At 59.3% G+C, this 14,232-nt stretch carries 8 protein-coding genes and 2 tRNA genes; 3 read left to right on the top strand and 7 right to left on the bottom strand.

The features are described 5' to 3' along the window. Positions 1-179 precede the first annotated feature (179 nt). Together Enr8_RS08795 and Enr8_RS08790 are read left to right on the top strand one after the other, a co-directional pair. Complete coding sequence (locus Enr8_RS08795; RefSeq protein WP_146430565.1) at positions 180-5,099, top strand: PVC-type heme-binding CxxCH protein; 4,920 nt, start codon at positions 180-182, stop codon at positions 5,097-5,099. A 55-nt stretch (positions 5,100-5,154) separates the two neighbouring features. Then, entirely contained in the window at positions 5,155-6,174 is a 1,020-nt protein-coding gene (locus tag Enr8_RS08790; RefSeq protein ID WP_146430564.1) for a ThuA domain-containing protein, read from the top strand. A gap of 39 nt (positions 6,175-6,213) precedes the next feature. Here the strand turns inward: Enr8_RS08790 and Enr8_RS08785 are convergent, their stop codons facing one another. The 5 genes from Enr8_RS08785 to Enr8_RS08770 form a co-directional block, all read right to left on the bottom strand. Continuing rightward, on the bottom strand, positions 6,214-7,605 hold the full coding sequence (locus tag Enr8_RS08785; RefSeq protein ID WP_146430562.1) for an RtcB family protein: 1,392 nt from the start codon (positions 7,603-7,605) through the stop codon (positions 6,214-6,216). Between the two features lie 342 nt (positions 7,606-7,947). Beyond that, positions 7,948-9,558: a TROVE domain-containing protein gene (locus tag Enr8_RS08780; protein ID WP_146430559.1), complete on the bottom strand. Its 1,611-nt coding sequence runs from the start codon at positions 9,556-9,558 to the stop codon at positions 7,948-7,950. Between the two features lie 357 nt (positions 9,559-9,915). Next, a tRNA-OTHER gene (locus tag Enr8_RS25335) sits at positions 9,916-10,061 on the bottom strand. Between the two features lie 636 nt (positions 10,062-10,697). After that, the gene (locus Enr8_RS08775) at positions 10,698-11,480 is read right to left on the bottom strand and encodes an RNA ligase family protein (RefSeq protein ID WP_146430556.1); all 783 of its coding nucleotides are present in this window, start codon (positions 11,478-11,480) and stop codon (positions 10,698-10,700) included. A 36-nt stretch (positions 11,481-11,516) separates the two neighbouring features. Beyond that, positions 11,517-11,589, bottom strand: a tRNA-His gene (locus Enr8_RS08770). Between the two features lie 278 nt (positions 11,590-11,867). Between Enr8_RS08770 and Enr8_RS08765 the strand changes: the two genes are divergently transcribed. Continuing rightward, entirely contained in the window at positions 11,868-13,166 is a 1,299-nt protein-coding gene (locus Enr8_RS08765) for a GDSL-type esterase/lipase family protein (RefSeq protein WP_246120006.1), read from the top strand. A 158-nt stretch (positions 13,167-13,324) separates the two neighbouring features. Here Enr8_RS08765 and Enr8_RS08760 read toward each other — a convergent pair whose 3' ends face one another. Both Enr8_RS08760 and Enr8_RS08755 read right to left on the bottom strand, forming a co-directional pair. Then, positions 13,325-13,534 (bottom strand): hypothetical protein, encoded by a 210-nt coding sequence (locus Enr8_RS08760; protein ID WP_146430552.1) that lies wholly within the window; start codon positions 13,532-13,534, stop codon positions 13,325-13,327. Between the two features lie 297 nt (positions 13,535-13,831). Next, positions 13,832-14,131 (bottom strand): RNA recognition motif domain-containing protein, encoded by a 300-nt coding sequence (locus Enr8_RS08755; protein WP_146430549.1) that lies wholly within the window; start codon positions 14,129-14,131, stop codon positions 13,832-13,834. Positions 14,132-14,232 lie beyond the last annotated feature (101 nt).

Raw genomic sequence — 14,232 nt, 5'->3', positions numbered from 1 at the left:
CCGAGTTGCGATCAACAGCGGACAACTGACTGTGCAATGGTTTGCAACGCCTCCCAGAATCTTGCTCAAGTCTGGAAATCGCGCAGGATTGAGTTTAAGATTTGCAAAATCACCGCGCTGTCACACCTCAGCGGACTACGTCCGCTTCGCTTCCCGCCTCGACTTGAGAAACAAACCGTATGCGAACCGCCTTCCTTTCTCTGTTGGCGTGCCTGACGCTGCTGGTCGTCGCCGATGCCAACGCCCAGTCGCTGACTCTGAACCAGGGAGACCATGTCTCCATCATCGGCAACACCACCGCCGATCGAATGCAGCATCACGGGTGGTTGGAAACCTATGTCCACGCCCTGCATCCGGAACTTGATCTCACCTTCCGGAATCTCGCTTTCCCCGGCGACGAACTGAAGGTCCGCCCGCGCGAAGACAACTTCGGCAGCGCCGACCAGTGGCTCGGCAAGAACCAGACCGACGTCGTCTTCGCCTTCTTTGGTTACAACGAGGCGCTGCATGGCCCGGGCAACCTAGCCAAGTTCAAGAAGGACTTGGAAGAAACGATCGATGGAATGCGGAGCCAGAAGTACAACGGCGAGAGCGCCCCGCAGCTTGTCTTCTTCTCGCCGATCGCCCACGAAAATCTATACAACCGCCATCTGCCGGACGGTTCGGCCAACAACGTCAATCTCAAGGCCTACACCGAAGCGATGCAGCAGGTTTGCGCCGCCCAAGCGGTCACGTTTATTGATCTCTTCACGCCGACCCAAGCGATGTACGCCGCCGCCGACAAGCCGCTGACGATGAACGGCATTCACTTGCTCGATCATGGCAACAAGGCGATCGCCGAGGTGATTGTCAAAGACCTGTTCGGCAAACCGGCCCCGGCTGACTCCGACCTGATCGCCAAGCTGCGCGAAGCGGTGCTGGAAAAGAACTACTACTGGTTCAGCCGCTATCGGGTGGTCGACGGCTACAACGTCTTTGGCGGACGCTCGAAGCTCGCCTGGTTCGGTCAATCGAACGCCGACGTGATGCTGCGAGAAATGGAAATCTTTGACGTCATGACCGCCAACCGCGACAAAGTGGTCTGGGGCGCCGCGCAAGGCGAAGAAGTGGTCGTCAAAGATACCAATCTGCCCGAAGAGTTGGTCGTCAAACCGAACCGCACCGGCGATCAAGAGGACGGCAGCTTTTCGTATCGCACCGCCGAAGCCGGCCTGGAAAAATTGCAACTGGCCAAAGGGCTGGAAGCGAACGTCTTCGCCTCGGAAGAAATGTTCCCAGAACTGATCAACCCAGTGCAATTGGCGGTCGATCCCAATGGACGGATGTTTGCGTCGGTCTGGCCGAGCTATCCCCACTGGAATCCGGTCGAACCGCGTCATGATCGGATCGTCTGCCTTCCCGACGACGATGGCGATGGCGTCGCCGATCGCTGCGTCGTGTTCGCCGACGGCTTGAACAGCGTCACTGGCTTTGAATTCTGGGGCGGAGGCATGATCGTCGCCGCGCTGCCGGAGCTCTGGTTCCTGAAAGATACCGACGGCGACGACAAGGCCGACGTCAAGATTCGCATCCTGCAAGGTCTCTCCAGCGCCGACTCGCACCACTCGGCCAACGCAATGGCGCTTGGTCCCGATGGCTGGATCTATTGGTCGCGCGGCGTCTTTAACGTCGCCGCCATGGAAACGCCGACGCAAACCTATCACTCAACCACCACCGGCGTCCACCGCTTCAATCCGCGGACCTACGAGATGGAATTCCACTATCCGATCGGCCCGAATCCACATGGCGACGTTTTCGATACCTGGGGCTACCAGTTCGCCAATGACGGCACCAGCGGCACCGGTTCGTACGTCAACATCGGCAAAGGGCAGGGGAACAAGCAGTGGTTCAAGAAGCGGGTTCGCCCCGTCGCCGCCACCGGCATCCTCAACAGCAGCCACTTCCCCGAGGAAATGCAGAACAATTTTCTGATCTGTAACTGCATTGGTTTCCTCGGCGTGTTGCAGCATGAAGTGAAATACGACGGCGCGGACATTCGCGCTGAAGAAATCGAACCGATCCTCGTCTCGTCCGACCCCAATTTCCGTCCCTCCGACGTCGAAATTGGTTCCGACGGCGCCCTGTACGTCGCCGACTGGGCCAACGCGTTGATCGGTCACATGCAACACAATATGCGAGACCCCAATCGCGATCATCAGCATGGTCGTATCTTCCGGGTCACCGCCAAGGGGCGACCCCTGGTCCAACCGGTCAAGCTGAAGGACAAGCCGATCGCCGAAGTGCTGGCGGCGTTCTACGCCAAAGAAAACGCCACCCGCTATCGGGCTCGGATCGAACTGAGCGGACGCGACTCGGAAGAAGTCGCCGACGCGATCGCCAAGTTTGTCGCTGACAAAGACGTCGGCAACCCGGATGACGCCCAAGCGATGCTCGAATGCATCTGGGTGCACGAAGAACATCGCCTGCCTAATCGCGATCTCGTCGCTCGCGTCTTCGGCGCCGAAGAGCCGCGAGTTCGGGCCGCCGCGATTCGTTCGCTTGGTCATTGGGCCGGATCGGTCGATAACTGGGCCGAGTTGCTATTTGCCGCCGCACAAGATCCGCAGCCGCTGGTCCGCGCCGAAGCGATCAAGTCGGCCGTCAACTTTGAGGGCGCTGAAGCGGCCGAAGTGATCTTCCTTGCCGCATCGCAGCCGACCGATTCCGAAATTGACGCCGTCTTGGCTTACGCCCGCGGTCAGATTGATGTCGACGCGATGATCACCGAGGCGATCGCCTCCGGCAAATCGCTCTCGCCTGCAGCGACCTCCTACGCCTTGAAAAAGGCGAGCACCAACCTGTTGCTCAAGCTCGACAGGACCCCAAAAGTTTACCAGGCAATTCTCAGCCGCAGGGGCGTACCGGCTGAAGTACGGATGGAGGCGATCGCCGCCCTGGCTCAAGCGTCAGGCCGATCGTCGATCGCTGAACTGATCTTCTGGGTCGGCAAGGCCGAACAGCAGAAGCTGGCCAGCCTGAACGACCTGACCAACCTGCTGGCCAGCGCCTCGCCCGAAAAGCTGGCCGGCGCAGAAGAGCTGCTGGCAGAACTGGCTGACGCGGCCGCGACCTCGAAGGTCCGCACGGCCGCCTATCAGGCCTGGATCCAAACCGGCAAGATGGAGGACGCGTGGGACGACGCCATTGAGTCGCGCGACGGACTGGCCGATTTTCTAACCGCCGCCAAGCGTGTTAAAAAGTCGCCGCAAGCCGCTCCCCTCTACGCGTTGATTCGACCGCTAATGTATGAGCTGCCAAGCCATCTGCAGCCAATGGGAGCGAACGCCGCCCACGATGGACCGGCGGTTGCCTTTGAATACTACGAACCCCACCCAGCGCAGAACGTCGCCAACGAGACGCTCGACGCGGTCAAGCCGACCATGGTCGGCCGGATGGAGAACTTCGCGAAGTATGTCCCTAAGGGGCGTCAAAATCAGTTCGCCACGCGAATGACGACGTCGATCGATGTTCCGTCGGCGGGCGATTACACTTTTTCGATCGCCTCCGACGATGGGTCGCGGATCTATCTCGATAGCGCCTTGCTGGTCAATCATGATGGCCTGCATGGCATGACCGAAAAGAGCGGCAAGGTCAGCCTGACCGCCGGTCCGCACGAGTTGGTCGTCACTTACTTCGATAATGGTGGGGGCGATGGCTTGCGGGTTTCGTGGGAAGGCCCCGGCATCAAGAAGCAGCCGATCCCGACTTCGTACCTTCGTCCTGCCGGTCAAACCGATCTGCGTCTCGCCGCAATCGACACGATTTCGGCCTGGCCAGGACACGAAGCGGAAAGGATCGCCGACTTTGCGACGGTGAGCCTGGGAGAGGCGAACGTCGCCGCTGGTTTGGAGGCGCTGGCCGCCATGCCGTCGAAGCGAGTGATTGAGATGCTGACGCCCGAATCAAGCGCGAAGATTCTCGCCAAATTGATTGAGCAAGCCGATCAGGCGACGCCGGTTGAACGTCAGGCCGATCGCTACACCCAGCAATTGAACCTGGGCGAAGCGTTGGCTCGCAGCATGATGACCGACCAGGATAAGTACGCCAAGACGCTTCGCGACTTACGGAACAGCATCCCGGTCAAAGTTGATCCGAACATCCTCGCCCTCGGCAAGGAAGTCTACATGCGAGAAAGCCACTGCGCCACGTGTCACCAACCGCACGGCCAGGGGATGCCAAACCTTTATCCGCCGCTCGATGGCAGCATCTGGGCGACCGGCTCCGAAGATCGTTTGATCAGCATGGCGCTCGACGGCATGCATGGGACGATTGAAGTGAAGGGGAAGCGATATAGCTCGCCGCCGCTGCCGCCAATGACCGGCTTCCGTCAGTTGCTCAACGACGAGGAATTGGCCGCCGTGCTTACCTTCGTCCGCAACAACTGGACGAACCGAGCCAAGCCGATCACGCCGCAGCAGGTCGCCAAGATCCGGGCCATCGACCGAGGCGACGCCACTTTCTGGTTCGCCAATGACCTGATCGAGAAGTACCCGCTGGAAGATGGAACCCAGGCGATCGCCAGCGAGTCGACCGGCGACGGCTGGACGCCGAAGTTCGTCAAAGAATGGACCATCAATGATCTGACCGCCGACAAGGTGACCAGCGAAAAGCGAAACTTCGCCGTCGGCCAGGTCTACTTCGGTCGCCTGGGTTGTGCCCAGTGCCATCAGCTGAACGGCAAGGGGGGCAACTTCGGTCCGGACCTATCGAAGCTTGATCCGCGACGTCAAACGGCGGCGCATGTCTTGGAGTCGATCCTCGATCCGGCCCGGCAGATTGACATGCAGTATCGGATGCAATCGGTCCTGACGATCGACGGGAAGGCGATCTCCGGTATGGTCGTCAAAGAGACCGATGACGAACTTCACCTGCTGACCGATCCGCTGAATCCCGACAAGCCGACGATCATCCCGCAAGATGACATCGACGACGTCGCCAAGACCAACACCACCATCATGCCGAACGGCTTGACAAACTGGTTGACCGAAGAGGAGATTTACGACCTGGCCGCGTTCGTACTGGCCGCGGGAGACGAGAAGCACAAGATCTACGATAAATAGTCGCGTTGCTCATCGCGAGATCTCTCACCAACTTCGCCTTAGGGAAAAACCTGTCATGCGTCGAATCGTGTTGCTGCTGATCGCGTTGTGCGTCCCCTTCCCGCTGGCCGCTCACGCCGAGTCGCTGGTTTACGAGGGGGATGCCGGCGTCGGACATGGAAAGCATATCGTGTTTCTGGCCGGCGATCACGAGTACCGCTCGGAAGAAGCCTTGCCGGCGTTGGCCCGCATTTTGGCCAAGCGGCACGGCTTTAAATGCACGGTCCTGTTTTCGGTCGATCCCAACAGCGGTGAGATCACGCCCGGTTCCAGCTACATGCCTGGAACCGAGGCGCTCGACGACGCCGACCTGATGGTCGTCTTCCTCCGCTTTCAGAATTTCCCCGAAGCGCAAATGCAACCGATCGTCGACTATCTCGAGCGAGGCGGTCCCGTGATTGGAATGCGGACTGCGACTCACGCTTTCAAGATCCCCGGCAAGTCGAAGTTCGCCCGCTTTGACGCCAACTACAAGGGAGCAGAGTACGAGAAGGGGTTCGGTCGACAGGTCTTGGGCGAAACGTGGGCCGGTCACTATGGCACGAACCACAAGATGAGCACGCGGCTCGACATCCTGCCGCAGCAACAAAATCACCCCATCCTCCGCGGCGTCGAGAAGCCGTGGGCGCAGTCAGGCGGATACTGGGCCGAACCGATGCCCGATAGCGTCGTCTTGGCCAACGCCCAACCGCTGAGCGCGATGACGCCTGACTCGGCCCCGGCCGAAGGCAAGAAACCATGCCCCGGCGTTTGGGTTCGCACCTACGAAGGGAAAGATGGCGCAGTCGGCCGCGTTTTCACAACTACCAATGGCGCGTCCGAGGATCTACTCGACGACGACTTTCGCCGCATGCTGATCAACGCGACCTACTGGACGCTAGGCCTGGAAGATCAGATCACGCCCAAGCTAGCAATCGACTTTGTCGGTCCCTACCAGCCGGTGACGTTTAGCTTTGGCGGACACCGCAAAGGGGTGCAGCCGCTCCAGCTGAAGGGCTGGGAAGCGCCGATCCTGCCGGATCACTCCCAGCAATAGAAATCGCCGAGAGCCAGACGGACTCTCGGCGATTTTTTCTCAATCTTCGGCCTTGCTGCCGTCGTCGCACATTTTTACGATCCGCGGATCGAAGCGGGCGACGATGTCGACCAGGTCGGCCTGCTCGTTCATCACCTGGCGAATATCTTTGTACGCGCCCGGCACTTCGTCAGCGCCGGCGGAAAGGACGCGAACGCCTTTCTTTTCCAGGTCGTTCTTGACCGCTTTCCAGCTGTACTTTTCCTTCGCCTTGGTACGCGACATTTGGCGGCCCGCGCCATGCGACGCCGAGCCCAGCGAACCAGGGTTTCCCTTGCCGCGAACCACAAACGCCGGGTCAGCCATCGAGCCCGGGATCACGCCCAACTCACCTTCGGCGGCCGGCGTCGCTCCCTTGCGATGCACGATCACTTCCTTGCCGCCATGCGTTTCCTTCCAGGCGAAGTTGTGGTGGTTCTCGACCCCGGCGATGATGTGCGAACCCAACAGCTTGGACACCTGACGGTGAATCACGTCGTGGTTCGCCGCCGCGTAGTCCCCCATCAGGTTCATCGCCGCCCAGTATTCCTGACCCGCTTCCGAGTCGAGGTCAAGCCAGGCCAGCCGGCCGAGATCTTCGTACCGCTTTGGCAGCGCCGCCTGCGCGATCGAGCTGTATGTTGAGCAAACCGCCGCGCCCGCGCCACGGCTTCCGCTATGGCTTAGCAGCGCTACGTACTTACCCGCGTCCAGGCCCAGCTCTTCGTCCCGCTCGGCTAGCGTCAACTGACCGAACTCCGCAAAGTGGTTGCCCGAACCCGACGTACCCAGCTGCTTCCACGCGCGGTCCTTCTTCTCGCGCGTGATTCGCGTGATCGTCCAGTCGGCGTCCATCACGTCGTGCGACATCGGATTCTTGTATTCGCCGCCGACGCCAAACCGCGTACCGCCTTCCAGCGCTTCCTTGACGCGGTTGAACTCGCTATCCATCGCGTCAGGCGCAATATCCAAGACCGACATTTTCATGCGGCAAGCGATATCGACGCCGACCGCGTACGGAATGACCGCGTTCTCACACGCTAGCACCCCGCCGATCGGCAGACCGTACCCAACGTGCGCATCCGGCATCAGCGCGCCCGCGACCGCTACCGGCACGCCGCACGCTTGTTGCATTTGGTAATGCGATTGCTGGTCGATCCCGTCACGCCCCCACGTTTCGTACTTCACCGGCGCTGGCCGGACGAATTCACGTTCGTCGATCAGCGCTTGGGCAAACCGGCCGAAGTGTTCGTCCGCCAAATACGTTTCCGGCGTTTCCAGGATCTGCTTGATCGTCGTTTTAATCCGCTTGCTGTCGGTCGCCTTCGAAGAAATGGCGAACTGAATCGCCGTGATCGCCTCGCGGTGACACTCATCCGGTACGCCGAGCTTTTGCAGTTGCCGTCCGTTCATTGTTCTACGCTATCCCCAGGAGAAACGATCGCCATTCCGATTGGCGATCTCTAGTCTATCGCACTTTACGATTGAAATCTTGTAAGAAGGTAGGGACAGGCCGTATGGGGCAAAGGTTCGGAACCGCAAGATATAGTAGCCCGAAGCGCGAGCGAGGGAAATGCGTTTAGCGAAATGACGAATGTCTAAACCAGAATGACGATGAAGATGGGCTACGTCTCTTAAGATTCGACAATGGTCAGACGCTTGCGACCGAATTTCCCTCGCTCGCGCTTCGGGCTACTATTTCAAACGCGCACAAAAAACGCCCCTGGGCGCTTTCACGCGCCAGGGGCGTTCGACTTACAACTCGATCGCTTCGACCTCGCGCACCATCCGCGCTTGGTCGTCGCGCAGGAACCCAGCGACAACATTGAACACCGCGTCACTAAAGCCGCCGACGTTCAAGATGTCCTGCCGCTCTGGCGCTTGGGTCGTTTGGTACGGCTGGATGTCGATGCAAACCAACTTCGGCGAGGCTTGGCCTAACTTCCGTTGGTTGGCGACAAATTCGTTCCAAGCTGACATCACGCCGGTCGAACCGAAATGACCTTGGCCGATCCAGCTTTGGTTGTCGCTCACCAGGACGCAGCCTGCGAACTTCCGGTTCCGCAGCTTCTCGTTCGCAGCCCGTAGCGGCAGCGAACAATCGGTTCCACCGCCGCCATACTTCGCCAGTCGCTCCGAGACGCTCAGGATCGAGTCATCCGGGTCGATCCGGACGTCGTACGCCTGCGTATCGAACGGGATCACCACGCTGTCCGGGTTCCGCCGCATGATCGCCGCGGCGAACAGCGCCGCCACGTCGACGCACCGCATCTTGCTGGTCGCGCCAGCGCCCCGAGCGCCCGTTACCGGAAACGTCATCGAGCCCGACGTGTCGAGGCCAATGACGATCGGACCTGGCAACTGCGGAATGTTGCCGCAAGCGATCTCCGCCGCATCTTTCAGCGCCGAGCGGACCTCGTGCGGAATCTCACGATCCGCATTCAAGTACGCCGCCAGGTACTGGTACGGAAATTGCCGACCACGGCGAACCTCGCCGGCATCGCCCAACCGATCCGCCACGTAGCGAACTATCTCCGGATCACGCAGCACGCCATGTCGACGCAACGTGTTCAGGTTCATTCGCAGCGCCTGCGGACCCATTTGCCGCGCGATCTCCTTCCAAACGTCACCGTTGATCGCCGCGTCCGCTAGCAAGTCCCAGCGAATGTTCATCTCGCAGACGATCGCCGCTTGCTCGGCGCCGCGTTTGGCCGCGCGATAGGCGATCAGCTGCTGTACGATCCGCGGCAAGTCGGCCTCGGTCGCCGGCGCCCATTTGGCGACTTCCTTACCAGTCAGCCAACCAAACAGCGCCCGCCGCGCGTCATCCTTCGGCGTTGGTCGAGCCAAACGCAGCACATCGCGCAGCGACGGGTTGGCGCCGATCGACGCCGACAGCAGCTTGCCGTCCGTCGCTTCGTTCAGCCAGCGTTGGAACGCGCGTTGGAGCGAAGCCGATAGGCTCGTCCGGCCAAATTGACCCGACCGCAGCATTTGGAACAGCGTCCGCAACACGCGACCATTGTCGACCACCCGATCAAAGACCTGGTGCATGAGCTGCGTGTCGCGCGTCGATAGCGCCAATAGTAGCGCCGCCGGCATGTCCTTCATGAACGCCTTCTGCCGCGCATAGATCGCCAACTTCGCCAAGAAGCGGTCGTCATCGACCCGGGCGATCAAGCCCAGCAATTCATCGAGCTGCGTCTGCGCCGTGGCATAGTAGGCGCCATTGAAGCAACCGGTCGCGGCGATTTGCGCCAGCGCGTGCTTCGGCTCCAGGCGATAAGCGCGGCCGCCCGCTTTGTTGCGTGCGGTCGCCTTTGGCAAACGGTTGTTGCGACCCGAGAATAGCGTTTTGTTGGCCATCACGACCTCCTCAGCGAGAGCGTATCCGCCGCGAACCTGAAAGAACGCGAGCTAACGCTGCAGCCTTGAAAAAAAGAATCTGACGAAGATTGGACAGAGCTACCGCCCGAGACAAAAAAGCGGGCGGTGCGGGATTTGAACCCGCTCAACCTGACGGTTATCAACCATGTACTCTGCACCGGCAGTCAGATCGTTGTGCCGGTAAGAACAGGTGGGATGGAGCCACTGAAAGGTTCGAGTCTAGCGGCGAGATTCTTGTAGTCGCTACGACTCACCCACGAAACAAAAGGTTCCCGACGAGGGATTGAATCAGAGACGGCGCTCTGCCATTGAGCTACGGCGCCACATCATTAAAAATTGCGCCGGCGGGACTCGAACCCGCAACCTCCGGGGTCATAATCCATGGACTCCGATACGGCAGTCGGGAATGTGCGATAAAAGGGCTGACGAAGGGGTGAATCAGAGTTTTTTCTCGATGCTCTGCCTGATTGAGCTACGACGCGTACGAGAAACACGCCGATTGGAATCGAACCAATAACCTTCGAATTAACATGTACTCCAACTCGGCAGTCAGCCTCAGCTTCAACGCTTTCACAATAGGTAAAAAACTGACGAAATGATTGACTGAGAACGTCTCTGTCGCTCTCCAGTTCGCATCTACGAGTCTTTCAACGCGTAGGCGGGACTCGAACCCGCATAGCCTTGCGGCCACAAAGTTTCTTGGATTCTCAGTTGGCAGTCAGTTCGCGTTTTCAAATAGCGTCCGACGAAGGGTTACAGAGAGACGGGCTCTCACCCAAATCGGCCTTCCCATACCGGCACTCGCGCAAGACCGGCGGTTGACTGGCCCCTTTGTCTATCAAGAGACTCCGGCGCCGCTCACTAGTCGGTCGCCCGACATCGCTACCTTAGGACCGTCATGGACTCCCCGTGGGCAGTCGGACGTGTTTCGTTGCAATAAAGGCCCAACGAAGGGACGCCAAGAGATCGGCGCTTTCGCGCCACCTGGACAAGGTGGTGATGTACTCCTGGCAAACAGTTGGGTAATCAAACAGACGAGATTGCGAAAAGAAGGTTCAGACATTTTCCCGCGAAGGGAGGAAATGTCTGAACCGTTGATTTAACGACTGGCGAACGAATCAACTCGTTCGCTGCTTGGCGCGGCGCTTTGCCGTTCGCTCGTAGTCCTCGTAGCGAATCTTGACGATTTGACGACGGTCGTTGGTGCGTGCGACCACACCTTCCGGCGTTCCGCCGGCCGCATCGTCGAGCTTGACCAAACTGGTGGGCAGACTGGTCTTCAGCCAGTCATGCGTCTCGGCAATCGAACGAGGAATGCCGTCGACAACCGCCACCCGCGGCGTCAGCGGCAAATCCATCTGCGCGGCCATTGCCGCTAGCGTTCCTTCGTCGAGGAACTGCTGGCCGCCGTTTTCGCGCCAGATCGCAATCGCACTCGGCTCCTGATCGAGTTGACTCAGCGACACGCGGCTCACGTCGAAGACGCGATAACCGAATTCGCGGCGGCTGGTGTACTGCTTGGCCGCCGCCGTCGTCTTGCCGCCATAGATTTCGAGATAAGCCGTCGTGACGGTCTCTTCCGGCGTAGGGCAGCTAGCCACGATTCGGTCGGCGGTCGCACGCAGCGTTTCGACAATGCCGAGCGCCGGGTTGAAGACCAGGTCGTCCTTGGCGTGCAGCAGCTCTTCGCGACTACCAATCAGGTAACAGCCATCGGGCATCAAGATGATGCGACTGTTCGTGCCGTCGACCTTTTCGGTCACGATCAGCGAATCGCTCTCGAGCGTCACCGCGTCCTCCAACAGCACACCCCGCTCGCCGAGCGCGTGGTAGGTCGGAATCGACGGGTATTTGGTCGCGCTGTTGAGTCGGCGCAGATCGAGCTCGCGGGTTGTCATCATGGGCATCTCCTGGGCTAAGAATTGGACGGAAAGAAGGGCGTCCGAAGGGAGTTGACCCCTTACCTCCCGCTTCACATGCAGGCATGCATGCCGCATACACTACAGACGCCAGAATAGAAAAACTCGCCGAAGAACAGCACCACATTTCTTGGCTACCAAACTGGGCGCGCCGCCCGACTATTAGCAGCGCTGCCCATCTTCTGAGGAAAGAAGAGACGCCCCCACCGTACAGGGTTCGCGCATCTTGAGAGAAGAAACGTAAATCGGCGTGGTGCATCCCGAATTTACCCCAACTATAATGGGCCGCGAACAAACGCCCCTCGCTTCCAAAAAGCCATCACGGTATCAAGAATGACTTTCCCTCCATCTCTCCGCAGTCTCCTCGCCTTGACTCTGGTTTTGTCGATCTCCCTGGTCTCGCTCGCCCAAGATGCGACGACCGACGCCAAGTTTGAAATCCCGGCGACCGACGAAGGTCTGCCCGGCGAAGGGACGATTCGCCGCTACGACTGGTTCCGTAATCTGTGGAAGAACAAGCGGAGCAAGTGGGCCACGCAGGTCGACGCCGACCAAGGCGCCATCGTCTTTTTGGGTGACTCGATCACGCAAGGCTGGGGCGACAGCCTCGGGAACAGCTTTGGCGATCTGAAGGTCGCCAATCGCGGCATCAGCGGCGACACCACCCGCGGTATGCTCTTGCGGCTGGACGAGGATGTGCTGTCGCTCAACCCCAAGGCCGTCGTAATGTTAATGGGAACCAACGACCTGGAAGAGCAGGACGAGCCGGCGACGATCGCCGCCAATTTCAAGCGAATCATCGCCGCGCTGAAGAAGCACAACCCTCAGATGCCGATCATTGTTTGTGAAGTCTTCCCCAGCTCCGAAAACAAGAGCCGCCCGGCCGACAAAATCAAAGAAGTCAATCGGCTTTACAAAGAAGCGGTCCATGGCGATCCGCAGGTGACGGTGCTCGATACCTGGACGTTGTTCGCCGATAAGGAAGGTAACGCCAAAGCGGCCGAGTTCCCCGATCTGCTCCACCCCAACAAAGTTGGTTATGACATGTGGGCTGCCGCGCTTCGCCCAATCTTCGCGACGCTCGGCTATCTGGAAACCGAGCCTGACAACTTTGCAGTCGAGCCCGGCTTCGTCAGCCTGTTCAATGGCAAAGACCTGACCGGCTGGATGTTCAAGCAGACGCCGGAAGGGAAAAAGTTTCCGAAAGGGCTCGCCTGGCCGACCTATGCGGAAGACATCGTCTTCGATGGCAAGACCGCAAGCAGCGATGGCCGCTACCTCGCAATCAACGACCGTTTGGCGGTGACGACGCCGGCCGAAGGTCGCCGCATTCAGCAGCTTTGGACCACCAAAGAGTTCCCCAGCGACTTCATCCTGAAGCTCGAGTTCCGCGCCACGCCCAACGCCGACAGCGGCGTCTTCCTGCGAGTCCCACAGCTGCAATGCCGCGACTATCCGCTGGCCGGGCCCTACAAAGAACTGAAAAACTACAAGCCGCAAGAGTGGAACGAGATGGTCGTCACCGTCAAAGACAACGTCGCCCACTGCACCTGCAATGGCGAAGTGCTGGAAGAAGCGCTCCAGTTGCCCGAAACCGGACCGATTGGCCTGGAAGGAGACCGCGGGCAGATGGAATATCGGCGGATTCGGGTGAAGGAGCTGAAGTAGTCACGTCATCAATCAATCACGTCTCGACCGTGCACGGAGCGCGGGAGACGCGATTGGCGAATGATTCCGCTCTCTTTAAAGCTGGAAACGCTCTCAGGCCGCCTCAATATGCTGGCAGAGATGTCACAGCTATCGCTGTCGCGGTGAAGAGCAGCCGCTTAAGCGAACTGCTGCATCCGCCGGTATCCGCGACTCGTTAGCGAGTAGGCGCCGGCGAATTTTTCGCGCATTAGATATCGTTTGTCGACCAGGCTGTCGAAAGCGCTCTTCTTGGCGTCCAGTTCGACGCTGGTGAAGCAGAGCATCTTGCCGGGGCTCATGTAGAACTTGCGAAATGTCTTCAGGACCGATTGTTCTGATTGGGACAATGTACTTGAACCTCCGCTTGGCGTTCTCGGAACATCATCCTTGATGAAACCCAAAATCCTTGGTGAGCATCAGCGAGGCGAAACGCTCAAGCGTCCGCCGAATCCTTACGTACGCGCCGCTTCATCCGTTTCTCTTCCGCTTTTCTTCGTTTCTCGATCTCGCGACGATTCTTTTCCATCGTGTTGCGGTTTTTGCTCACGCGTCTCCGATCTAAAGCGAGAAAGAAGGCCTGCGCCTGCCACGAAAGCGCGGCGCAATGCCATCCAAATGATTCTGCGACGAATCGACCGCGTCGCTTAGTAGCGGCGCCCGCCACCGCTAAAGCTGCGGCTACCGCCACTGCGATTTTCGCGCGGCTTCGCTTCATTAACGATCAACGGGCGACCGTCTTGTACAAATTCATTCAGACCGGCGATGGCCGCATGCGCGTCTTCGTCCGACTCCATTTCGATGAAGCCAAAACCCTTGCTACGCCCGGTGTCCCGGTCGACGATGACTTGCGCTTCGCGCACGACGCCGTACTCGCCAAAGAGCCGCTCGAGATCGGCGTTGCACGTATTGTAAGTGAGATTGCCGCAATAAAGCTTTTTACCCAACGTATTTCTCCTGAACTGAGTAAACCGGGATGGCGTAAAGCCGCGCCCGAAAGATTAAGAAGGCGGTCGCAATACGACCTGCCAAGTGGGACGGGCGAAAG

The organism is Blastopirellula retiformator (genome assembly GCF_007859755.1).
Lineage (GTDB): Bacteria > Planctomycetota > Planctomycetia > Pirellulales > Pirellulaceae > Blastopirellula > Blastopirellula retiformator.
This window is presented reverse-complemented; position numbering and strand designations above follow the sequence as displayed.